Genomic DNA, 24304 nt, shown 5'->3' with positions numbered 1-24304 from the left:
ACGACAAGCTGCAGAGCTGGTCTCAGTACCCCAGGGACCCCAGATAGCGGAAGAGGTCTGCGAGGTCATTGCCAGCCAACGCGTTCTTGAGTGCTGGCATCGCCTCGGGATCGAAGTCGATGATGACCGTTCCATCATCCTCGCGCCGTGAGTTCGTAGGTACAGTGACCACCGCGATGTCGTCATTTTGCAGGGCGCGGAGGCCATTGGCGATCTTGACGAGTTCGCCCGTCGTCAGCTCGGCATTGTGCTGAATGCCCGACGCGTAGTGGCCGAGCACAGCTGCGCCCTTGTTCGGGTCCTTGACCAACCCGCCTGACTTGATTCCCTGAACGAGCGCACGCACGACCGCACGCTGATTGCGAGTTCGCGTCTGGCCGGCATCATCGACTGGATCCGCCGCGGTGAAAATCGCCGAGGTCGCTCCGTCGAGGTTGTTCGTCCCCTCAACGAAGTCGGTACCGTCCGCGTTGAACGCGGCGCGGCTATAGACCTGCAGACCACCGAGCTCGTCGATGACGCGGCCGAGTGCGTCTGCATCCAGCTGCGCAATGTGATCAATGCGGACTCCGAGGAACTCCTCAACCATGGCGACGACAACCGGCCACCCGCCCTCGTCGGCGATGGTCGCGAAAGTCTGTCCTGCCTCGATCTGAGTGGAGGGATTGAGAACGAGAGCTGCGGCGAAATCTCCGGTAGCGGGAACGTGGATGACCGCGAACGTGTCACCTTGGCTCGATGGCTGTGGGGCAACCTCGGCGAGGTTTCCGGGATTCGTCACCCGAAGCATCAGGGTGCGGGAATTGTCCACTGGCGGGCGGATCTCGGCGGGCGGGAATGCCGCCTCGGCGGGGATGGTCTTCGACGCGTCATCGAACTCGGCGCGGGCGGCGTTGAGGTCCTTGAGAGAACCGATGGCAGAGACCATCTTCGTCAGCTTGGCCATGGCAGTCCCACTTCCTCTGTCAGGTCACACGGTGATGGTCCCAATAATAGCCGCGGGTGGGATCGGTACGCGTACCGATCCCACCCGCGGTGAGGACTGCTGTGTGCTGCTGGCCGGGCCTACTGAGCTCAGCGGAGGCCGAAGAGTTTGCCGAGGCCGCCACCGGACGACTGCGCATCCGGCTGCTTGACCTCAGGTGCTTTCTCGGCCGGTCTCTCTGCTGGAGTTTCGGCGGGCTTGACCGGCGGCGGGGGAGGGAACTCCTCGGCGGCAGGTTCTGCCTTCGGGTCCACCGATGCTGCGCTTTCGGGCGCCTTCGGCACGGGAGGGGTGGTCTCGTCAGCGGCTGGGGTCGGGGTCACCGACTCCGGCGCTTCCGGCTGCGGGGCTGCGGTGTCGGCTTTCGGAGCCGGGGTCGCCTCGGTGACGGGCTCCGGTGTCTCGGAGGGAGCCTCGTCCTGGACAGCAGTCTCGGACGAATCGGCGGGGGCCGCCTCGGCGAGGTTCTTGATCAGGGAGAGCTCGAACTCGAGCGTGATCTTGTCGCTGACGAGCACGCCGCCGGAATCGAGCTTCGTATTCCAGGTCACGCCCCAGTCCTTGCGGTCGATGCGACGCGAGCCCTCGAGGCCGGCGCGCAGGTTGCCGAAGGGATCGGTCTCGACGCCGATGAGCTCGAGCGGAACCGACACGGTCTTCGTCATGTCGCGGATCGTCAGCTCACCGGTGACGATATAGGAGCCTTCGTCCACCTCGTCGATGGCGGAGGAGACGAAGCGGATCTCCGGGTAGGCGTCGACGTCGAAGAAGTCAGCCGAGCGCAGGTGGGTGTCCCGGTCCGCGCTGCGGGTGTCGACGCTCGCGGTCTGGACGATGACCTCGGCAGTCGAGTCGGCGAGATCCTCGGCGATGTCGGCCGAACCGGAGACATCATTGAACGCTCCGCGCACACGCGAGACCATGGCGTGGCGTGTGGAGAATCCCAGTCGAGAATGTGAGGGATCGATGTCCCAATGACCTGTGATCCCAGGAGTTTCTGTCATGGGGGATAGCTCCTTCGGTTCCTCCGCGCTCCTGCAGGGGAGGCTGTCGTAGTCGGTGTGCTCATTCGCTGATCAAGTGATCATTGAATGAGCAATCGCCTACGTAGTCTTACACGGGCGGTCGGGTGTGTGCCACTTCGGTGCGGGCTGGTGAGGCGATGGCGGCGTCCTGCGGTGGGTCGCATCACCGATCGACGTTGCCGGCGAGGACCCCGACCAAGGTCAGCGCCATGGCGATGGCCAACGCGATCGCCGAGGCGATGAAGGCGGCGGCGATGTGCTCGCTCAGAGCCGCTGCGACGATGGCCGGCCCGACGATCTGACCGATGCTGTACCACGAGGTCAGCTTCGCCGAGGCGTTCGCGACACCCAGCTGCGTGCCGACGCCGATCGTCATCATGACCACACCGATGAAGGTGAAGCCGAAGAGGGCAGCGGCAATGATGAGGACGACCGGTGAGGATCCGAAGACCGCGAGCAGGGCTCCGAAGACCTGGAGGCAGTAGCAGAGCGTCAGTGCCTTGACCGTGCCGATGCGGGCCGCGACCGCTGACCAGGTCAGGGGAGAGGCTGCGGTGGCGATCCCGGCTATGAGCCACGTCGAGGCGGCCGCGGTGGCTCCGAAAACGGGACCGGCGAGCACGACGAGGTAGGTGCCGATGATGATGTAGCCGCCCCCTTGGAAGAAGTAGCCTGTGGAGAGGATCGCCATAGCTCGGCGACGGTTGGCGTCGAAGCGGGTGGCTGCCTCGGCGGGATCGTCGGTGTCGGTCTCGGTCGGGGCGGCCGCCTCGGTGGGGGTGGGGTTCTGTGGGATCCGGGCCGGGATCGGCCAGGTCCAGGCGATGATGGAGAAGATCGCGGACACGGCCGCGCAGATGAGCCATAGCTGCCGCCAATCGGCGAAGCTGCCGGCGATCAACACGATGGCTCCGGAGACGAGGATGCCGAAGCCGACTCCGCCGTAGGAGATGCCGCCGTCGCGGGGCTTCAGGGAGTTCGCGGGAATGCGTTGGGTCACGCACACGAAGATCAGCCCCGAGGCGATTCCGGCGATCGTGCGGATGCCGCCCTGCCAGATGAGATTCGGGGTCAGGGCGACCGCGGCGAGGCCGACCGTGGAGACGATGAGGCTGAGGCGGTAGACGAAGCGGTTGGGCTCGACCCAGCCCTGGGCGATGACGAGGGTGCCGATGAAGTAGCCGACGTAGTTCAGGGTCGCGATCCATGCACCGGGCGCCGAGCTCCAGTGGAGGGCGGCGACCATGAGCGGCAGGGCCGGCGTGTAGAAGAAGCGGCCCATGCCCATCGCCACCGAGAGGCCGAGCGCCCCGCGGACGGGGGTGAAGGAGGGCCTGGCGATGCTATCGGGCACGGCGGGTCCTCTCCTCGGGTGGGCTCAGGTGGCGTGGGCTCCACCCTTACGATGCCATGAGCGCGGGGCGGGTGCCTCGGCGGGTGGGGATTCGGACAGGAGGCCTCTCGAAGGCACTGTGGAAGTTGTCGATTCTGCGGGGACAGGGCAGAGTTATCGGAGTGAACCTCAGAAGGAGTATCCAGGGCAGCGTGGTGGCGCTGGCCCTCGTGCTGTCGGGATGTTCATGGTTCGATCCGGACGGTTCGTCGTCCTCGAACCAGTCCCCGGAGCCGAGCCCCACGCCGACCGAATTCGAGCAGGCGAATGTTGACAGCGCCTCGGGCGATGCCGCATCGATCACCGCGACCGCTGAACAGACGGGACCGAGCTTCAGGTCCGACAACATCGGAGTCTCCTTCGAAGCCACCGACCTTGCCGACCCGCGGCTCGACCCGGCGAAGTCCAACCTCGACGAGCAGCTGAACGCGCTCGGGTCTCCGGCGCTGCGGTTCGCCGGCAATGCCCTCGACCGGAGGACGTTCTGGACGTCGAAGGGGGAGGCGCCGAAGCACGGCGAGAAGACCACGATCACTCCTGATGACCTCAAGAGACTGAAGAAGCTCGTCGACGCCACCGGGTCGACGGTCACCCTCGGCGTGCCCCTCGGCACTTACGATCCGGAGCGGGGAGCCGACATGGCCGCGCATGCGGTCGACATCCTCGGCGATTCGCTCATCGGTCTGGGGATCGGGAATGAACCCAATGGCTATACCGTCGACGATGTTCCCGACGGTGCCGTCCGGGAGGATGGCTGGAACGAAGACAAGTACGTGGGTCAGCTCGAGGCGTATGCCAAGGCGATCCATGCCAAACGGCCCGAGGCGCCGATCATCGGTCCCGATGTCTACGACGGGGCGTGGATGACGGCTTTCTTGGACTCTGATGTCAAGAACAAGACCGCGCTTGCGCAGCATTGGTATCAGCTCTACGACTGTGATTCGTCGAAGGTGCCCGGTCGCGGTCCGCAGGCGCCGAACCTCATCGTCCCGTTGGCGAAGGAGGCGGCGAAGAAGAACCTCGGAATCGGGAAGTCCAAGGCCGATGCGGCCGGTGTGCCGCTGTGGCTGGAGGAGACCGGGCCGACGAGCTGCCCGGGGACGAATGACACGTCGCTGACGAACGCTTCGGCGTTGTGGGCGGCTGATTACACGCTGTATGCGGCCACGCTCGGCGTCGAGCGCATGGCCATGCATTCGATGCTCGGTGCGTGCAATGGGGGAGCGCCGATGTCGCTCATCTGCGATCCGGCCGAACTCGGGGACCGGTCGAATGCGTTTCAAGTTCGTCCGAATATGTTGGGGCTGCGGCTGTTGGTGCCGAGCGTCGGCGGGCATTTCACTCAGACTTCGGTGTCTGGTGGTGGGAATATGAGCGCCTACACCGTGGTGAAGAACGACGGCAAGACTCTGGTGACGACGGTGATCAATGCGAACGATGCGGCGTCGGTGGGTGGGAATCCCGTGACGCTGGGGATGCCGTCGGGGTTTGCTGTCGATTCGGCCTCGCAGGTGTATGGGGCCTCGAACGACGTGAAGAACGCGACTCAGGTGGTGCCGGCGAACCCGCTGCCGGCTGATGTGCCGTTCAGTGGGGCGGTCGAGACTTCGACGGCAAGCGCGTCTGCGGGTTCCGACGGCAGCGAACTGAACATCGACATCGCGGGAAGCTCCGTCACGGTGTTCGTCATGACGAAAAAGTAGATCCCGTTCAGTGCCCAACGGCACGAGATATCGGAGCTGAGTCTCTGGCCTACCCGGCACTGGTGCTGAAGATCACCGGCTAACTGCGAGGCCCTCGGATCCACTGTGAGCCCCTCGCTTCCCGCCCTGCGCCCGCAATCTGATCCTGGCCGCTGCAGTCGGGCCGTCGCTCCTGCTGTCGGGCCTTGGCCCCTGTGCCGGAGTCTTTTTGAGCCCAGGCGAGGAGTACGGGCGCTCCAATCGAATCAACTTGCATTCTCGGAAGGCTGTTAATAATAATAAGCATTATCAATAACGTTTCCGGGGGAGTCGCCTATGATCGAGCATCGCGATGCGCCTCCGCAGCATTCAACGAGCGCTGAGAATCGGGAGATTCGACTTGATCGGGCGCGGGACGAGGCGGCACTGGCGAGCATGGCCTGCATGGTCTCTGAACTGGGCACGGCCGCACCTGAGCAGTTTGCTGCGGCGGACGGGATCGCCGCAGAACACCGGTCTGTCGCAGCCCGGTGGATCAGCGAACTCATCGCTGCGGGCTTCCTGAGCGACGACGCTTCGCAGTGGCGCATCACCCCTCCCTCGCGCGGCGACGTCGACGCTCTGTGGTCTCAGGCACTGGATCTGACTGCCGATCAACCCACAGGAACAGCCCTGACGCAGTTCTTCGCCTCCTGCTGGCGCCATCTGCCCGAACTGCTCGCCGGCGAGATCACCGTGCACAGTCTCCTTTTCGACGGAGACGACATCACAGCAGAGATCTACCAGTCGAACACAGCCAGTCAGCACGTCAACGCGGAAACCGCATCCGCAGTCAGGCGGCGCTGTCTGCAGATACTCGACGAGGCCCGCACGCCCGCGATCCTCGAGATCGGGGCAGGAGTCGGAGGCACCACCGACATCATCCTCGACGCCGTCGATGATCTGCCTCTGACCTATCACTTCACTGATATCGGACACGCATTCACTCATGAAGCACTCAGCCGGTGTGCTGGACGCAGCGGCTTCACCAGCGGTGTGCTCGACATCAACGCACCGCTGAGCGAGCTGCAGGCCCAGCTGCCAGGACTGGTCGGAGACATCGACATCGTCATCGCCGCCAATGTCATGCACAATGCTCGCAATGTGCAGTCGGCGCTGTCTGCGATCACAGAACTCGTCCGCACCGATGCAGAATTCGCGCTCATCGAAACCGGCACGGAGCACCTTCCACTGCTCATCTCCATGCGCTTCCTCATGTCACCGCCGCCACCGGGGCCGGGCATCGGCGGCGATCGCGCAGAGACCGGGCGAATCCTCTTGACCGCACACGAATGGTCCCAAGCCCTCGAAGCCACAGGGTGGACCGTGCTCGAAGTCTGGCCCGGGCCCGGCAGCGATCACCCCATTGCCCGATATGACCAGCATATGTGGCACACCCGACGCCGACAGGAGCCAGCACAGTGAAGGAACAACAGCACGTCCACCACCTCGGAGCCTCTGAGCCCGACCAGGCAGACGAGACCATCGCCGTCGTCGGCATGAGCTGCAGGTTCCCCTCAGCGCCTTCCCTCGACGCCTATTGGGATCTGATCCGCACAGGTGCCAGGGGAGTCGAGACACTGACCGCCGAGGAGCTGCGTACAGCAGGCGTACCTGATCGTCTCATCTCTCACCCCGACTACGTGCCCGTGAGCGGACGCCTCGAAGCACCCACGCAGTTCGACACCGCCGGTCTCGGACTCTCCGAGACCGAAGCGCGGCTGATGGACCCGCAGCAGAGGATCCTCATCGAATGCAGCATCGAAGCACTGGAAGCCGCTGGTTTGGCTCAGCCGGGACACCGCGGCACAGTCGGTGTCTATGCCGGTCAGGCGTTCTCGCATCACCTCATCGACAACCTCGGCGATCGCTTCCATCCCACCGGCGGAGCGGATCCCATCAACAGCCTTCACCTGCACGGACTCAACGTCGGCGACTACCTTCCTGCTCGCATCGCATGGCTGCTGGGCCTGGACGGACCAACAGTGAGCCTCGGAGCCACGTGCGCCACATCTCTCGTTGCGATCCATCTGGCTGCAGAAGCATTGCTGTCCCACCAGTGCGACACCGCAATCGCCGGCGGGGTCTCACTGCGGCTGCCCCAGAACCACGGGTACCTCTGCGTCCCGGACGGCCCCTTCTCCCGTGATGGGCGCACTCGCGCCTACGGCAGAGATGCGAGCGGCACGGTCTTCACCCAGGGGGCGGGAGCAGTTGTCCTGCGGCGCCTCAGCGATGCGATCGCCGACTCGGACCCGATCCACGCAGTTGTCGCCGGCAGCGCCATCGGCAATGACGGACTCGATCGGGTCGGCTTCGCCGCGCCCTCCGTCAGCGGGCAGGCGCGCGTCATCGCTGAAGCACTGGCGGCCGCTGAAATCGATCCCGACGAGGTTGAACTCATCGAAGGCCACGGCACCGGAACGATGCTCGGTGATCCGATCGAAGTCCGCGCCATCAACGAGGTGTTCGGCCGCACCGACACACCGTGGTGCGCGCTCGGGTCCGTGAAGTCCTCGATCGGGCACACCGATTCCGCCGCCGGGGTCGCCGGCTTCATCAAAGCGGTCCTCGCCGTCTCCCATGCACAGATTCCGGCGACCCTCGACGCGGACGAACCGAACCCGGAACTGCCATTGGCGCACTCACCGTTGACCTTGGCGACACAGTCTCGGCCCTGGCAGTCTCAGACACGTATCGCAGGAGTCAGCGCATTCGGCATCGGCGGAATCAACGCCCATGTGCTCGTGAGGTCACTGCAGGCAGAAGCAGCCGCCGCCCGTGAGAAACCTCAGGCCCGGCCGATCGATCCGCCGCTGCTCATCAGCGCAGCCGATCCGGGAGCACTCGAAGAGCGCACCGTCCAGGTGCGTGAACTCACTGCGATCGAGTCGCCAGGGGACATTGCCGGCACCCTCGCGCACGGGCTGCGCCGCCTCCCGCATCGGCGCGCCATCATCGGCGGAGAGACCACAGAGCCCGCACACGCCGACACTGCGGCACCGAGTCTCGTCGCCGTCATGCCGGGAGGTGGAGCACAGCATCCAGGAATGGCAGCGGGCCTTCACCGAACGCAGCCGGTCTTTGCACGCAGCTTCGATCAGTGCGCAGACATGATCGCGGCCGCCGGCGGCATCGACCCCCGTGGATTCGCACTCGACTGTGACGCTCGCGGCGGCGAAGACACGCGCGTCGGGCTGCCCGCACTCGCCGCGGTCGAACTCGCCTACCTCGACCTGCTCGAAAGCTTCGGCGTACGACCGGATGCGGTGCTCGGCCACAGCCTCGGTGAGTACTCCGCAGCGGTCGTCGCTGGTGCCATGGACCGCCGAGACGCATTGCACCTCGTTGTCGAGCGGGCCAGGCTGTTCGCCGAGCTGCCCGCCGGAGCCATGTTGAGCCTTCCGCTGAGTGCCGATGATGTCCTCGCGCTCCTGCCGGACCACCCGGACGTCGACCTCGCCGCAGTCAACGGTCCGATGCTCAGTGTCGTCTCCGGACCGAACCGAGCAATCGAGGAACTCTCCGCCCGCCTCTCAGCCGAAGGCATCGACTCTCGCACGCTCAAGGTCTCTGTGGCCAGCCACTCGCGCGTCGTCGACCCGATCCTCCCGCAGATCCGGGCGCTCACCGAGGATTTCGTTCGCCCCCGACCACGGCTGCCGCTGATCACAGGCATCGACGGCTCCATCGTCGACCACCCGCTGCCTGCCGGTCATTGGGCCGATCATCTGCGCGCCCCTGTCCGCTTCAGCCAAGCCCTTGACACGGCGGTCAGCGGCCCACGCCGGTCTCTGCTTGTCCAGACTGGCCCCGGCGGAAATCTGATCTCCGGTGCCGCCTCGCGCTCGGTCGACTGCCTGACGGCGTGGACGGCACCCGAGGACTCAGGGTCGTCGGTGCGGGCGCAGAGGGCCTTCGACCGCATCCTGGCTGAGCTGTGGTCACGAGGAGTCGACGTCGATCTCGAACGTCTGGTGCCTCGCCGAGCAGCGGTGACGGTGCCGCCGTACCCGTGGCAGCGCACCGCTGAGGGGATCGCCCATCGGCTCGGTCCCGAGGACACCGTCGGATCCGCCCAGCACGACGGAGACCACACCAGTCCGAGCGCCGACGAACCCCTCCAGACGCCCACGTGGAGCCGCGAACCGGCCACGTCAGCCCCCAGCATCGAAGAAGAGACTCGCGTCCTCGTCAACGACAGCGTTCCCGAAAAGCTGCGGAAGAACCTCCGGAACTTCGGTGCCGTGATCGTCGACGACGCCTCGCGTGCACACATGCTCATCCACCTCAGCGAGCCTAAGGACGAAAGCTCTCTGCGCGCCGAAGCCCGCACCTTCTCCCACTACGCCCGGATGCTCCCGAACTCCGGATTGAAACGCGTCGTCCACCTCACTGTCGGCGCCGAGGATGTCACCGGCGGCGAGGAGATCAATCCTTTCGCCACAGCGACCACGGGATTTGTCCGTGTACTCGGCCAGGAGGTCGAAGACCTGGATTGGGTCACCATCGACCTCGACCCCGACGACCCGGATTGGGCGGGCGTCGCTGCCGGGCTCACACGCTTCCGCCAGTCCACTGCAGCTTCACCCCACCGCGCTCTCCGCCATCACCGCACCTGGGTGCGCACCTGGCGGCCCTGGCAGCCCGCTCGCGCCCCCGAGGCTGCCGTCGAGGCGAGAGTCTGGGTGATCTCCGGTGGCCTCGGTTCAGTGGGACTTGCTCTTGCAGGGCGCATCGAAGCCGAGAACCCTCAGGCACGCATCATCCTCATCAGCCGCAGTCGACCGGCCCCCGGGTCAGATCGAGAGCAGGCTCTCACCGACCTCTCCCGCACAGAGGTGCTCATCGCAGATGTCTCAGCACCTGGAGCGTACAGCGACTGCCTCACCACGATCATGGAACAGTACGGGACGATCGATCACATCGTCCACGCTCCCGTGCACGTCGACCTCGCGCCGCTGGCCGAACTCGACGACACGAGCATCAATGCCGCATTCGCTCCGAAGGTCACCGGCGCCCGTCGCCTAGTCGAAGCCATGGACAGTCTGCCCTGCACGCCGACGGTGCTGCTCCTGTCGTCAGCTGCCGGCACGATCGGCGGATTCGGTCTCGGCGCCTATGTCGCGGCCGGTCGATTCCTCGACGGGCTGGCGCACAGCACCGGCTGGACGACACTCGACCTCGATCGGCTCCGCCTCGGCACCGCCGCCGAGCAGGACAGCGCAGCAGAGATTTCGATGCGTCACGCCCTCGACCTCGATGACGCCGTCACAACGATCATCAGAGTCATGAGGCTGGAGGCGCCCGGCATGCTCGCTGCCTCCCCTGACGAGCTCAACTCCCGCTCCAACAACCTCGACACACAGCGAACCATCGTCGAGGCCATCGACGTCGACAGCACAGCCCACCTCGACGGCTGGCAGAAGATCGTTGCTGACACCTGGTCTCGCATCCTCTCACGCACAGTCGCCTCACCCGAGGCCGATTTCTTCGCGCTCGGGGGCCATTCTCTCCTCGCCACGCGCGTCCTGGCAGCATTCCGCACCGAGCACAACATCAATTTGCGTCTCAAAGACCTGCTTGCGGCACCCACGGTCGCCGGGTGCGCCGCACTCCTCGAGACACAGCTCCCCTTCAGTTCGACACCCACCTCTGATCGAACGGAGAACGACCCAGCGGACGCTCTTCCCGCAGTGGCAGTCGCTCAGATCACGTCCGATGGAGCCGATCCGCAACACGAGTCAGGTTTCGAGCTCACAAGAGTCCAGTATGCCTATTGGCTGGGACGTACTCGAGGGCTCGACCCATCCAAACCCGACGGCGAGGGTGTGGGCTGCCACTTCTATCTCGAATACTCCTGTCCAGACATCGACGTCGACCGCTATGACCACGCCTGGCGCGAGGTCATCAAACGCCACGACATGCTCCGCGCCGTCATCTCCGATGACGGCAGACACGAGATCTGCGACCTCGACCCGACATGGACACCGCTTCACATCACCATCGATGACACCAGAACCGCTGATGCCGAACTGGCACAGCTGCGAGAGAAGTTCTCGACTCGTGTCGCAGACCCGGCCGTGTGGCCTCTCATCCAACCGGTGGTCGTATCCCTGCCGGACGGATCGTGGCGGATCCTGCTCTCCGTCGATGTGCTCGTCTGCGACTCGGCCAGTTGGATGATCGTCGACCGAGAGGTCAAAACGCTCTACCGCGACCCACACGCCCAGCTGGGACCGACCCCGCCGAGCTTTGCCGAATGTCTGCGCGCACTCAAGCCCGTCGACACCAGCGGGCGGGACGCCGCCAGAGACTACTGGGCCGCACGCATCCCCACTCTGCCGGGCGCTCCAGCCATCACCACGAAGACCGGGGACACCTCACGCCCGCACTTCACACGTCTGAGCGCGGCAGTCCCCGAAACCACCTGGTCACAGCTGCAGGAGCTCTGCGGCCGACACAGAGTCACCCCCACTGCCTTCGTTCTCAGCCTCTACAGGAGAGCTCTCGCGCTCTGGAGCGGAGCTGAACACTTCAGCATCACGATGAGCGTCTTCGACCGACCTGATCTGCCCGGCGTTGATGCTGTCGTCGGCGAATTCTCAACGATGCTCATCCACGAAGCCGCAGAACCCACAGGCCAGGACGGCCACGATGCTGACGATCTGAGCCGCCACGACCTGTGGGAATCCGCTTCCCGCACGCAGGACACGCTGATCGATGACCTCGACCACCGATCCTTCAGCGGAATCGAAGTCCTCACCGAATGGAGCAGGCAGCGAGGACGCTCACAGAACGTGCCGGTCGTCTTCACCTCGATGCTCGGCCTCGATCAGCTCGGCGGTCGCGAGCCCCATGACCATGAGTGGTTGGGCACGCAGGTCTGCGGAGTGAGCCAGACACCGCAGGTGTGGCTCGACCACCAGGCCTATGACCATCGCGGCGAACTCATCCTGCAGTGGGACGTCTGCGATACGGTCATCGACCTCGCTCGCGCACGCGAAATCTTCACGATCTACACCGACCTCTTCACCGCCGCCAGCAGCTCGGAGGAGTCCTCACCGGCCTCGTCGGACACCGAGACCACGGACCTCACCGCCACCATCGTCGAGATCTGGTCGGATCTGCTGGGGGTCGACGAGGATGACATCAGTGAGCAGAGCTTCCTCAGCCTCGGCGGAGACTCTCTCCTGGCCGTGCGCATGGCCTCCGCTCTGCGTGAAAGCACCGGAGTGAGCCTGCCGCTCAACCAAGTCCGCGCGGATCTCACAGTCGACGAGATCGCCACGCTCCTGACCGTCCAGGACGGAGGTGAGGATGTGAGCAGCCCGTCGGCAGCACTGGAGCGACGGCCCGACGCCCATGCGCCCTTCAGACTGCTGCCGCTGCAGCAGGGCTATTTCGTCGGGCAGACAGGAGGCTGGGAGAATTCCTACAGCACCGCTCACGTCTCCACCGACGTCGAACTCACCCTGCCGACGGCAACGCCGGACACGGATGAGCTGCGTACGCGCCTGAGGAACGCCGCCGATGCGGTGGCCGCTCATCAGCCGATGCTCTGCGTTGAGGTTCTGCCCAACGGCACTCAGCGTCTGCGCGAACCAGAAGACTCCTCCGGTCTCACACACGTCGATGTCATCGACCTGCGTGACGATGACGACCCCGCAGCGGCCCTCGATCAGCTGCGCACCCAGTGGGCCCTCAACGGACCCAACCCTCTGTCAGACGGAGCTGTCCACGTTGCAGTCGTCCTGCTCGGAGGCACTCGCGCCCGCCTTCACGTGTCCTCGAGCCTGCTCGCGATGGACGGATGGTCAGCATCCCTCTACGACCGTGAGCTCTTCGCCCAGCTGGCCGACCCGGGCGCAGCCGAGCCTCCGCTCGCCATCGACTTCGGCGACTATGTGGAAGCGCTCGAGCGAGAACCGAGCACGCAGCGAGAAGAGCACCGCCGGTGGTGGTTCGCCCAGCTGGACGAGCTGCCCGCCGCGCCCCGTCTTCCCCGCAGCGAAGAGAAGAGTGCTTCCGCTCAGTGGATGACGATGCGAGAGTTCCGACTCTCACCGGATGCGTGGCGAGACCTGCGCGAAAACTGTCGGAGCCACGAACTCACACCAGCAACCGCAGTCCTCACGGTCTTCGCTCTCGCACTCAACCAGGTGACAGGTCAACAGGAGATCCTGCTGAACTCGATGCAGCACAACCGGATCCCCCTGCATGCCGATGTCGACCGCCTCATCGGCGCGTTCTCCCGCACCGCGCTGCTGCCGCTGCGGCTGAAAGACGACGAGACCCTCGCCGAGCTCATACACACAGTCGGGCGACAGATCGACGAGTGCGCACGTCGTGACCAGATCACTGCCGTCGACATCGGTCGAGAAGTCTCACGACGCACAGGCTCCTCGTCTCCGATCGCACCAGTGGTGTTCCAATCGACACTCGGAATGGACTCAGCACTCGGCGGGGAACCGGTCACCGACCTCGGGCCGTTCGGTCACGTTCACCTTGCCGACTTCCACCAGGACATCCGCACGCCGCAGGTTGAGCTCGAACTGCGGGTCTTCGAACTCGAAGGAGAATTCATCGCCTCCCTGGCTTCGGTCGATGAAATGCTCGCCGAGGGTGTGCCCGGCCAGATCCTCGATCATGTCGCCGATGCCATCCGCACACTGCTGGAGCCTTCATCATGGGTCGAGAAGGTGCGGCTGTCCTCAGCAACGACGCTCGAAGGCTCATATGAGCGCGCCCCCATCTCGGCCTCCCCGGAAGTCTGCAGCTCCGACGCGGTGGATCGGCGGATGCTTCCACGCATCGCCGAGCTGTGGGCCACTATGCTCGACCTTCCTGTGCATCCGGGTCCCACCGATGACTTCTTCACACTCGGCGGGGACTCGCTCATGGCAGTGCGCATGCTCGCGTCCGTGCACGACAGGCTCGGAACCCGAGTCAGCCCACGTGAGTTCCTCCCCGAACCGACACCATCGGGCCTGGCGAAAGCGATGGCTCAACAGTCGCCCCTGCCCACCGAGGAATCGATATTCGAACTGCGAGCCGGAACCGGACGCCCCATATTCCTCCTCCATCCCTCAGGCGGTGACATCCTCTGCTATGTCGAGCTCGCACGCAACCTCGAGACGACCAGACCGGTCATCGCGATCGCAGATCCCGGACTCGACGGGCACCCGATGCCCCGCACCATCCCGGAGATGGTGGAGACGTACCGGACGATGATCAGCAGCATCCAACCGGACGGCCCCTGGACAGTTGGAGGGTGGTCCATGGGCGGCACGATGGCCCATGAGCTCGCCTGCCGCATCCGCGATCACGGCGGAGACGTCGATGCAGTCCTCATGCTCGACTCGAACGCGCCGGAGCGGATCATCGCCCTGCGCGGACTCAGCGACGCTGATGCCGATGATGTCCAGAAGCTGCGCCAGCTGCGGTCGATCGAGGCCTACCTGGGACTGGATCTCGGCCCCCATACCCAGTGGGAAAGCCTTGCTGCGTCGCTGGCCGATCATGGAGCGCTGCCGAGAGGCGAAGCTCTCGACAACCGCTTCGCCGTCTTCGCACGTCATATGGAGGCACTGGCGGGCCAAAGTGCGCGCCGCCTCGACGCCGACGTACCCGTCCTGCTCATCCGTGCAGGCGACGAATCACCCCGAAACTCAGCGGAAGGCATGGGAGTCGACGACTCGACCGATGCGGACCTCGGCTGGTCGCCATGGGTGGCAGGAACCTTCCGCATCACCGATGTCCCGGCTCATCACTACTCGATAGTGCGCACACCCGCGATCCAGGAAGCCGCCAGCACGATCGCGGCATTCCTCTCCGATGTCTCGGAGGTCCGCGCGGGCGCCGAAGCACACCCAGCAGATACGACAATGGAGAATCAATGACCAACCAGACCGACCACACCCGACGGAGCTTCTTCGGCCTCAGCGCCGCAGTATCCCTGCCGCTTCTCTTGGCCGCCTGCGACAGCGGCGGTGGGACAGCCGGGTCCGGCGGAGACACTCTGCGCTTGGGTGCCATCAGCAGCGGCGCCTCCGCAGTCAGCGATCCCCACGGCGAGCTCTTCGCCGAATCCGACTGGGCCCGCCTGACCGCCATCTACGACACGCTCGCAGTCAAAGACGCTGAGGGTGCACCAGCGCCCGCATTGGCCACCTCCTGGAGTGCCAACGACGACGCGACAGAGTGGGTGCTGAAGCTGCGCGATGACGCCGTGTTCAGCAACGGTGATTCCGTCACAGCCGCGGATGTCCTCTACAGCCTCCGCCGTATCGTCGACAAAGCAGACGAGAACGGTGGGCGCATCGGAACGATCGACATCAAGAAGAGCTCTGTGGTCGACGACACGACACTGCGGCTGGCCACCAGCTCGCCCGACTCGGAGCTTCCACTGGCCCTCACTCTCGGAAGCTTCATCGTCCAAGACGGAACAGAGGATTTCAGCAAGCCGGTCGGATCCGGGCCCTTCATCCTGCAGACACTCGACGACTCCGGAGCGAAACTGTCCGCCCACGGTGACTGGTGGGGCGGTGCACCCGGCGTCGACGCACTCGAGATCCGAGGCTTCTCAGACCCCCAGGCGATGAGCCAGGCCGTCACCGGCGGAAGAATCGACGTGGCCATCGGAATCGTGCCGGCTGCAGCGAAATCCGCTGCTGACGATGCTGATGTCGTCACCCGCCCCGGTGCCGAAGCCGTGCCGCTCCTTCTGCGCGTGGATACGAAGCCGTTCGACGACGAACGGGTGCGCACCGCGATCAAACTCGCCCTCGACCGTCAGGCGCTCGTCGACCAGATCTATCTCGGCTACGGCACTGTCGGCCGCGACACCATCCGCCTCAACGATCCCGATGTCCCGAACGATGTCCCCGCCGTCACTCGGGACATCCCGAAGGCGAAGAAGCTTCTGGCCGAAGCGGGCCACCCGGACGGATTCGACACCATCCTGCACACGTCTTCGTCATATCCGGCGATGAAGCCTCTGGCCGCACTGGCCAAAGAGCAGCTGTCCGAAGTCGGAATCACCGTGGAGATCAAGGAGCACGCACCGGACACCTATTGGAGTGAGGCCTACACGGTCGAACCGTTCACCGTCGGATACTACGCGATCGATTCGACAACGTTCTCCTCGCTGGTGCGCGCCACCGTGCTCTCGACCTCCTCGTTCTCGGAGACCGGTTGGAAGGACAAGGACTTCGACTCCGTCTATGAGAAAGCCATGGCCGCCACTGATGAGGCGAAGCGGGCAGAACTCATCGGCAGTCTCCACCGGCGCATGGCCGCTGAAGGCGGCTGGGTGGTCTGGGGCTTCGGCGACAGCATCAGTCTCAAGAGCAAGAAGGTCTCCGACCTGCCCAAGAGCGGCAGCCGATACGACGTCAGCAAGGTCACGATCTCCTCGTGATCGCTCGGGGAGTGCTCAGCCCGATCGCCCGGTGGGCGGGCACTCTGATCGTCGTCGTCACCGGTCTGTACCTGCTCACTGAGGTGCTGCCAGGAGACTTCGCCGACTCCGCAGCCGGTCCCGACCAGCAGCGAGCCGAAGCACTCCGGACACAACGGGGCCTCGATGCGCCGATCCTCCTGCGCCTCGTGTCATGGTGGGCGGGGGTGTTCCACGGAGATTTGGGGACCAGCCTCATCGATGAGACACCGGTGCTGCCGCGCGTGCTCAGCCGAACGGCACTGACCTTGGCGGCGGCGATCCCTGCCGCAGTCCTGGCCGTCGCCTTGGCTGCTGTCACAGCGCTGATCCTGGCATGGTGGCGCGGTCGCATTGTCGGCACACAGGTCTCCGTCCTCGTCTCTCTGCTCACCGGTCTTCCCGAGATCGTCCTCATCGTGGGGCTTGTGCTGCTGCTGTCTGCAGCTGCACAGCTTGTGCCCCCAGTATCGCTGCCCGAACCAGGGCAGCCGGTCTGGGCTGACCCATCGATCCTTCTGCTGCCGGTCCTGTGCCTGGCTCTGCCGAACGCGGCATGGGGTGCGAGAATGCTGCGGGGAAGTGCCGACGATCTGCTCTCGACCGATCTCGTCGTCGCAGCACGTCGTAGAGGAGCCCCGGCGTTCCACATTCTCACGGCCCACGTCCTCCCTCGATGGCTTGAACCTGTGACCCAAGTGGCCGCACTCCTCAGCGTCGGGGTGCTCGGCGGAACTGCCATCGTCGAATCGCTGCTCGCCTACCCGGGCGCGGGACAGGCGCTTGTCGCAGCGGTTTCAGCCAGGGACACTCCGATGGTGCAGGGGCTCGGCCTCGTCATCGTCGGAATCTCCCTGGCTGTGCTGCTGATTGCCGATCTGCTCACGTCACGGACGCGGCTGCGATGACTGCATTCAGGATCGGACCACTGCGGCGCGGCACACTGCTGTCATTCGCTCGTGTCTGCACCCGCTATGGCGCACCCACAATGCTCGTGTGCCTCGTCATGGTGATCGCCGTCATCGGTCCTGCCTTCGCTCCTGTGTCAACCAGCGCGGTCATCGGCGCTCCGTGGTCCCCGGCACCGGGCACCCTGGTCGGCACTGATGCTCTCGGCCGTGACGTGTTCTCACGCACAATCGCCGGTGGACGGCAGCTGGTGCTCGGCAGCATCCCCATCGGCATCACGGCTTCCGCGTGTGGGGTCGTCCTCGGATTGCTTGCCTTCCGAGTGCGCTGGATCGACCGTGCCCTCGGCACTGTCACGGCAACTGCCATGGCGCTTCCCGGCACCGTCGTCGTCCTCTGTGCCGCGACCTTCCTGCCGTCGATCGCAGCGGTGGCGGTCGGCATGCTGGTCCTCGGCGCGCCCCTGTCTGCAAGGATCGTCCGCGCCTCCGCAGGGCGGCTGCATGATGCCGAGTTCATCCGTCTGGCACAGCGACGTGGAGACAGTGCGGCGCGCATCGGCATCGTCGAGCTCATCCCAGCGCTCAGTTCCACGGTGCTTGCGGATATGGCCGTCCGAGTGCTGGCGAGTCTTCAGCTCCTCGCCGGTCTCCACGTCCTCGGATTCGGACCACCGCCACCGACTCCGGATTGGGCGGTCATGGTGCGAGAGAACCTGCCGGGCATCCTGCTCGCACCGCAGTCCGTTGCATTGCCGGCCGCAGCGCTGGCCTTGGTCAGCGCCTCCCTTCTGATGGGATTCGACACCTACGCCAGAGCTCTGGCCCCCAGCGCCGGAGCGCGAGGCGGTCACAGCCATCTGCGTGTGGATGGTCACACCGGAGAAGCCGAACACGGCAATGGGTACGAGCCCGTCCTCGACGTCGAAGAACTCGTCATAGGGGCCGCGTCAGAGCCGTTTCTGCGAGTGGACAGGCTGCGGCTGAATCCAGGAGAGATCATCGGAATCCATGGGCCGAGTGGAGCAGGGAAGACGACACTGATCGAAACCCTGGCACTGGCACCGCCTCTGGGCACGCCTGTATCCGCCCGAACATTCAGATTCCTGGGGGCCGATCCGCCAGCGACCGAAGGCGGCAGGGCACGAGCACGGCGGAAGTCGATCGGCTGGTCGGAACAGGACCCGAAACGCACCATCGACGCTCGGCTGAGTGTGTCGAGAGTCATCGCAGACGGGCGTCGCGACATCGACAGCATTGCGCTCCTGAGCCGTTTGGGCCTCAGCCCGCATTTGGCCGGGAGGCAGGCAGGGCAGATCTCCGGCGGACAGGCGGCCCGAGTCTCCCTTGCGCGCGCACTTGCCGGCCAGCCCCGACTGCTCGTCCTCGACGAACCCACCGCGGGGCTTGATCCGACAACGGCAGCCGTCGTCACGGACGAACTCGCGCGATTCACAGCCGGCGGGGGAGCGGCCATCATCGTCAGCCACCAGCGCTCGTGGTTGGACACCATTGCGACCGCTGTCGCCGAAGTCTCGGACGGTGTGGTCACGTTCGCCCACCCTCTGCAGAACTCCGGACAGCCCGTGAGGACTCTGCCTCCACCGGGAGGTTCTGCCGCGCGGCGACAAGACCGGGATGCAGGCAGTCTCCTCGGGCAGTGGACTTCCGTGACCGTGGCCGTCGCAGAACCCGAGAGAGATGACCGAAGCGGCGCCATCGCCGGGCCTCGAGCGACATCGACGACTCTGGGCCCACTGGACCTCGTGGTCCGCGAGCGCGAGGTCGTCGCGCTGCTGGCGGCGTCAGGTACAGGCAAGAGCAGCCTTCTGCGCAGGTTGGCTGCCGAGGCTCCGCCTGCAGAGGTCGAAGTCTCGGGCAATGGGCTGCCGAGTACGGGAGGCGTGACTCCCCGTGGAACCTCGCTCATGATCCAAGACAGTGCCACAGCCTTCAACCCCGGACGTCGACTCCTCTCACAGATCATCGACCACGTGCGTCTGAGCGAGGGCATCGACGGTGCGCAGGCACGCGAACGGGCCGCACACATGCTGGCGCGGCTGGAGATCGGTCCGTCCGTCGCCGCTCGCAGACCAGGGCAATGCTCCGGAGGAGAACGGCAACGCGCAGGACTTGCCCGCGCACTACTCACCAGCGCACCATTGGTCCTGCTCGATGAGCCGACTTCCGCCCTTGACCCACGGATGCGTCGGGCGGTCGCTGCCTTGTTGCGTGAGGAGGCGCGGAAAGGGAAGGGCATCCTCGTCGCGACCCACGATGAGGAACTCGCGGCCAGCGCAGACACTGTGATCGCCTGGGCAGACTCAACGAGTCCCCACTCGAAGTAGACCTTCGCCTGGACTCACACTCTCCGACACTCACGCTCTCCGACGCAGGGAGCCCCGGCCCCAACCGCGTGAGGAATCACTGCTTCAAGAAGAGATCCTGTTCGATCCACACGGACGCGCGTTGACCGTCGGCGACTGCCGAGGCGACGAACTGCATAGGAGCGGGAGAATCAGGGTTGCGCGCAGCATCTCCGGCGGCGAACACACCAGGTACGGAGGTCGTCATCGTCGGGGTCACAGCGATGAGGCCGTCATCGGTCAAGGCACACCCGAGCTGCTCGGCCAATGTGTTCGACTGTCGCTCTGGCGGGCGGTGGAACACGATCTCGAATTCGCGGTCCTGACCACCGTCGGTGCCCTCCTCGGCGACTCGGATGCTGGGTCGACCCGGACGCCCCTCCAGACCCACCGGGGTTCGGGGATGAATTCGCACACCGCGTGCGCGCGTCTCGCTGATCATCGCTGCTGTGTCATCGTCACTGCCGAGACCGCCGGTGAAGACGGTGACGTCCGAAGAGAAGCGGTCGGCGATATAGCGGGAGAGCATGATTTCAGCGGGTGTGCGGGCGAGAACACCTACCTGCCGGGCAAGGCTTTCGAAGCCGTGGCAGTACGCGCAGTGGTGGACATCCCGGCCCCAGCGCTCCGCCAACCCGGGAAGACCGGACACGTCATCGGTGATCCCTCCGGCAAGGAGTACGATCCTCGAGTCCACGTCTTCCGCGCTGGACCGGTCGCCGGAAGGGACGACTCGGGCATGGAAGCCGCCCGCACTTCCAGTGATGGCAGTGACCTCGCCGCTGCGGACAGTGACGTTCGGGTGGCCCGCGACCTCGCCATACGCAAGAGTGCGCAGGTGAGCCGGATCGTCCCCGTCGCGGCTGAGATACATGTGCATCTCCGTCACCGAGGCGTTTCGCGGCCGGCCGTCGTCGACGAGCAGCACCCTGCGCTGTTGTCGGCCCAGAACGAGCGCAGCCGAGAGCCCGGCCGGTCCGGCGCCGACGATGAGGATGTCGACGTCAGTCGTCTTCGAGGTGGTCATAGTGAATCCCTGTCCTTCCCTGTGGTGGTGGCATATGTGCTCTGTATCGGTGGCATGTGTGAATGCGCTTCAGGCAGTCCATGCTCGGGGCCGTCGGCGAATGGGCCGTCCGCACTGGTCAGCTGCGCCCATGTGCCCTGGCCCGTGATGCGCCCCTGCTCGAGGACGATGACGTTGTCGGCGGTGCGAGCGGCGACGGTGTCATGGGTGCTGAGGATGACGGTGCGGGAACCGCGCATGTCGGCGATTGCCGAGAGCACGATGTCACGGTGGTGCGCATCGAGGTGAGAAGTCGGTTCATCGAGCAGCAGAATGGGCGCCTCGGAGATGAATGCGCGCGCCAGTGACAGTCGCTGCTTCTGACCACCGGAAAGACCGCTGCCGTGTTCGCCGATCACAGAGTCTGCTCCGTGGGGGAGTGTGCTGATGAGATCGCTGAGGCCCGAGGCTTCGATCGCCGCTGTGAGGTCATCCTCAGAGGCATGCGGATTGCCCAACCGAATGTTCTCTGCGATCGAACCGGAGAAGATCTCGACATCCTGGAACACCATGGCCACGGTGGAATGAACGCCCTCAGAACCGAGGAGACGACTCTCAGCACCTCCTATGCGGACGGTGCCGGAGGTCGGGTCGAAGAAGCGGGCGAGCAGGCACAGAACTGTCGACTTGCCCGAGCCCGACGGCCCCAGGAGCACGGTGAGAGTGCCAGCGGGCGCGTGAAGGGTGACGTCTGAGAGGATGCGGGCCGACGGCTGAGAATGAATGTCGGAGCTGACTGCGTCGACGTCGACATCGACATTCTCAACGCGGACGTCTCCGGGAATGGTCTGCTTTGCAGGACAGACCGGTTCGGCCAGGGACGGCAGGCTGAGGAAGGTGCGTATCTCTCGCCAGGAGCCGAGAGCTGCACGGATGGTCGCCGAGAGCCCGGCTGCCGAGTGAAGCAGTGCTGCCGCTGATGAGACGGCGAGCACGATGACGAAGAGATCTGCCGGGGCGAGGTCGGCACCTCGCAGCAGAGGTGCGGCGATGACTGTCACGGTCATCAGCTGCACCGCCGCGCCGAACACGCTGAGCACCGTGAGGACGGCCTCGACCTGCTCCTGAGTGCGATCACCAACCGCATCGAGGGAGCGGCTGACGGCGGTTGTCCTGCTTGTGCTCGGGAGCAGCCGGATGCTGCGTTGGGCCTCTGCGAATTCGATGAGCCGATCGGCTGCTTCGCCACGAGCATGGGCCAAAGCGGCCTCGCTGGTTCCTGCCCGCCGTGCACTGAACACCTGCAGTCCTGCGAGTACGGGCAGCCATCCGATCATGACGGCACCAGCCACTACGTCAATGGTCATGATCAGAACTGCCAGACTGCTCACGGTCAAGACTGTGCGCAGCAGAGGAATGAGCAGATGGGCGGGGATGCTCATCACGGACATAACGTCAGGACCGAAGAGTCGGCTGATCTGTCCGTGTCTGCGCGGACCGAACCAGGCAAGCGGCAGTCGCAGCAGATGATGGGCCAAGCTCTCGTGAATGACGTTCGACAGACTGTAGCCACAGCTGCGGCCCCCGATGATGGCTGCCGCGGAGGCGCACACCCACACGATGGTGCAGATGATCATGGCTCTGGCTGGCGGTGCGGGGTCGTCGGCAGCCAGCAGAGCTGCCGTGAGGTGACCGATGGCCGCGAGTGCGCAGACCTCTGCCACAGCCGCCACGGCTGCCCCGGCCACACAGAGGACAAGGAACCCACGTGCACGGGTCGTCAACGGTCGCTGCCTTTCTCCTCGTCGCCGGGCGATGACACGAGGTCTTTCGGTTCGTGTGCGGCGGCGAGCCGACCCGATTCGAGCGTGATGATGAGATCGGCCTTCTCCAACGCTTCTTGCCGGTGGTCGGCGCGGATGATGGTGCACTTTCCTCTCAGAGAATGCACCGCGTCATCGATGATGCGGGCTGAAGCCGCGTCGAGTGAGGCCGTGGGCTCATCGAGCAGGAGCACGTCAGGACAGGCGACCAAGCAGCGAGCCAGACACAACCGCTGCCTTTCTCCTCCTGACAGCGAACGGTTACCGCCGAGAACCGTCTGATAGCCCTGGGGCAGGGCCGCGAGCACGTCGTGAATGCCTGCTGCCATCGCTGCCTGCCTGCAGTCGGCTTCACTCGCCTCTGGGCGAGCCAGACGCAGGTTCTCGACAACAGTGCTCCGAAGCAGGAACGGTGTCTGCCACAATGCCGCAATCCTTGCGCCCTCCACACCGGTGATGTGTCCTTCCGTCGGCGTCAGGAGGCCCGCGAGCGTCTCAAGCAGAGTGGATTTGCCTGCACCACTGGCCCCGGTGAGGACCGTGAGACCGCCGACGGGCAGTTCGGCGGTGATGCGTGAGAGTATCTCAGTGCTGCCGATCTTGACTGTCAAGTCACTGATCTCGAGCTTCTCTGCATCGGCAAATGGTGGTTCCGCTGCCGGCTGTTCGTGCAAAGGTGCGAGTGGAGGAGCCAGAAGTGCGTCGATGCGTGCGGCAGCCTCGCGGGCGTCGGCGACCTGCTGTCCGGCAAAGGCAAGTGCTTCGGCCGGGCTGAGGAGGAGGGGAAGGACGATCGCGACGATGACGAGTTCTGCGAGCGTGAATAGACCCACGCTGATGCCTCCGGCGAGGACAGCCCAGACTGCCAGGGTGGACAGCAGCACGGACTGGGCGGTCATCGTCGGCGTGACCGTCCGCGCCCACGCTCGGACGAAAGTCCCGTAGTGATCGGATGCTCGGGTGAATCGGGCCAGGCCCTCTTCGGTGCGGCCGAACATCTTCAGTTCGGCTGTGCCTGAGGCGAATTCGACAGCGGCTCGATCAACCCCTGCGGCGGCTGCCTCCAGCCGACGCATCTGAGCCGGCATGCTCCGGCGCTGCCGGGTCGCGAGGATGAGGGCGAGGGCAGCGGGCACCAGCGCCAGCACTGTGGCGAGTGGGGCGAGTGCGATGAGCATCGCGAGACCGAGGAGAGTCTGGACGGCTGCGGAGATGAGATAACCGTATGCGTGCGCGACAAGGTGGTGGAGGGTGCCGATGTCATCATCGACGAGCCGTTTGAGTCCGACCCCGCCATTCTCGTCGACCCACGACAGCGGGCGAGCCTCGATCGCCGTCAATGAGCGCGAGCGCAGGTGACGCTGCAGCTGCGAGTCGGCCCTGTGCGCACACACCGAGCCACGCCACTGTCCCCACCACGCGAGCATGCTCAGCAGCAGACACATGGTCAGCAGGAGAACCATTGAGGGACTGCGACTGTCGCTGACCTGACCGGTCACTGCAATGAGGACGATGCAGGCGAGAGCGAACCCGAACCCCGTCCGTGCTGTAGCGGCGAGTCCTTCCCAGAGGCCTGAGCGTACGAGCGGGCGCGCTGCTGGGTGCAGCGTGCGCAGAAGGAGAGCTGTCGAAGACAT

General features: G+C 65.1%; 12 protein-coding genes. 6 read left to right on the top strand and 6 right to left on the bottom strand.

The features are described 5' to 3' along the window. Nucleotides 1-22: 22 nt before the first annotated feature. The 3 genes from BLIN9172_RS10375 to BLIN9172_RS10365 form a co-directional block, all read right to left on the bottom strand. Complete coding sequence (locus BLIN9172_RS10375; RefSeq protein WP_101555007.1) at nucleotides 23-946, bottom strand: LCP family protein; 924 nt, start codon at nucleotides 944-946, stop codon at nucleotides 23-25. A 128-nt stretch (nucleotides 947-1074) separates the two neighbouring features. Next, nucleotides 1075-1989, bottom strand: coding sequence for a YceI family protein (locus BLIN9172_RS18740; RefSeq protein ID WP_101555006.1), 915 nt, complete (start codon nucleotides 1987-1989; stop codon nucleotides 1075-1077). Nucleotides 1990-2173: 184 nt separating this feature from the next. After that, nucleotides 2174-3364, bottom strand: coding sequence for a YbfB/YjiJ family MFS transporter (locus BLIN9172_RS10365; RefSeq protein WP_101555005.1), 1191 nt, complete (start codon nucleotides 3362-3364; stop codon nucleotides 2174-2176). A gap of 161 nt (nucleotides 3365-3525) precedes the next feature. On the opposite strand from BLIN9172_RS10365, the gene BLIN9172_RS10360 reads away from it, so the two are divergent. From BLIN9172_RS10360 to BLIN9172_RS10335, 6 genes are all read left to right on the top strand, one after another. Continuing rightward, nucleotides 3526-5106 (top strand): hypothetical protein, encoded by a 1581-nt coding sequence (locus BLIN9172_RS10360; RefSeq protein ID WP_240812042.1) that lies wholly within the window; start codon nucleotides 3526-3528, stop codon nucleotides 5104-5106. Nucleotides 5107-5529: 423 nt separating this feature from the next. Next, the gene (locus BLIN9172_RS10355; RefSeq protein WP_170286887.1) at nucleotides 5530-6549 is read left to right on the top strand and encodes a class I SAM-dependent methyltransferase; all 1020 of its coding nucleotides are present in this window, start codon (nucleotides 5530-5532) and stop codon (nucleotides 6547-6549) included. Next, nucleotides 6546-15026: a type I polyketide synthase gene (locus BLIN9172_RS10350; protein WP_101555003.1), complete on the top strand. Its 8481-nt coding sequence runs from the start codon at nucleotides 6546-6548 to the stop codon at nucleotides 15024-15026. The genes BLIN9172_RS10355 and BLIN9172_RS10350 overlap by 4 nt, the downstream gene beginning before the upstream one ends. Then, on the top strand, nucleotides 15023-16546 hold the full coding sequence (locus BLIN9172_RS10345) for an ABC transporter substrate-binding protein (RefSeq protein WP_170286888.1): 1524 nt from the start codon (nucleotides 15023-15025) through the stop codon (nucleotides 16544-16546). Before BLIN9172_RS10350 ends, BLIN9172_RS10345 begins: the two co-directional genes overlap by 4 nt. Then, nucleotides 16543-17472, top strand: coding sequence for an ABC transporter permease (locus BLIN9172_RS10340; protein ID WP_170286889.1), 930 nt, complete (start codon nucleotides 16543-16545; stop codon nucleotides 17470-17472). The genes BLIN9172_RS10345 and BLIN9172_RS10340 overlap by 4 nt, the downstream gene beginning before the upstream one ends. Then, nucleotides 17469-19820, top strand: coding sequence for an ATP-binding cassette domain-containing protein (locus BLIN9172_RS10335; RefSeq protein WP_101555000.1), 2352 nt, complete (start codon nucleotides 17469-17471; stop codon nucleotides 19818-19820). Before BLIN9172_RS10340 ends, BLIN9172_RS10335 begins: the two co-directional genes overlap by 4 nt. A 76-nt stretch (nucleotides 19821-19896) precedes the next feature. Here BLIN9172_RS10335 and BLIN9172_RS10330 read toward each other — a convergent pair whose 3' ends face one another. Genes BLIN9172_RS10330 through BLIN9172_RS10320 form a run of 3 tightly spaced genes read right to left on the bottom strand, consistent with a single transcriptional unit; the run spans nucleotide 19897 to nucleotide 24304 of the window. Next, nucleotides 19897-20865 (bottom strand): NAD(P)/FAD-dependent oxidoreductase, encoded by a 969-nt coding sequence (locus tag BLIN9172_RS10330; protein ID WP_101554999.1) that lies wholly within the window; start codon nucleotides 20863-20865, stop codon nucleotides 19897-19899. After that, complete coding sequence (locus BLIN9172_RS10325; RefSeq protein ID WP_170286890.1) at nucleotides 20862-22628, bottom strand: ABC transporter ATP-binding protein; 1767 nt, start codon at nucleotides 22626-22628, stop codon at nucleotides 20862-20864. The genes BLIN9172_RS10330 and BLIN9172_RS10325 overlap by 4 nt, the downstream gene beginning before the upstream one ends. After that, nucleotides 22625-24304, bottom strand: a complete 1680-nt coding sequence (locus BLIN9172_RS10320; protein WP_101554997.1) for an ATP-binding cassette domain-containing protein — start codon at nucleotides 24302-24304, stop codon at nucleotides 22625-22627. Before BLIN9172_RS10320 ends, BLIN9172_RS10325 begins: the two co-directional genes overlap by 4 nt.

This window comes from Brevibacterium linens ATCC 9172, from assembly GCF_900169165.1.
In the GTDB taxonomy this organism is placed as follows: domain Bacteria; phylum Actinomycetota; class Actinomycetes; order Actinomycetales; family Brevibacteriaceae; genus Brevibacterium; species Brevibacterium linens.
This window is presented reverse-complemented; position numbering and strand designations above follow the sequence as displayed.

Coding starts and splice junctions, on each gene's coding strand:
- BLIN9172_RS10375 (WP_101555007.1), bottom strand. CDS start 946: ATGGCCAAGCTGACGAAGATGGTCTCTGCCATCGGTTCTCTCAAGGAC.
- BLIN9172_RS10355 (WP_170286887.1), top strand. CDS start 5,530: ATGGTCTCTGAACTGGGCACGGCCGCACCTGAGCAGTTTGCTGCGGCG.
- BLIN9172_RS10320 (WP_101554997.1), bottom strand. CDS start 24,304: ATGTCTTCGACAGCTCTCCTTCTGCGCACGCTGCACCCAGCAGCGCGC.
- BLIN9172_RS10335 (WP_101555000.1), top strand. CDS start 17,469: ATGACTGCATTCAGGATCGGACCACTGCGGCGCGGCACACTGCTGTCA.
- BLIN9172_RS10330 (WP_101554999.1), bottom strand. CDS start 20,865: ATGACCACCTCGAAGACGACTGACGTCGACATCCTCATCGTCGGCGCC.
- BLIN9172_RS10345 (WP_170286888.1), top strand. CDS start 15,023: ATGACCAACCAGACCGACCACACCCGACGGAGCTTCTTCGGCCTCAGC.
- BLIN9172_RS18740 (WP_101555006.1), bottom strand. CDS start 1,989: ATGACAGAAACTCCTGGGATCACAGGTCATTGGGACATCGATCCCTCA.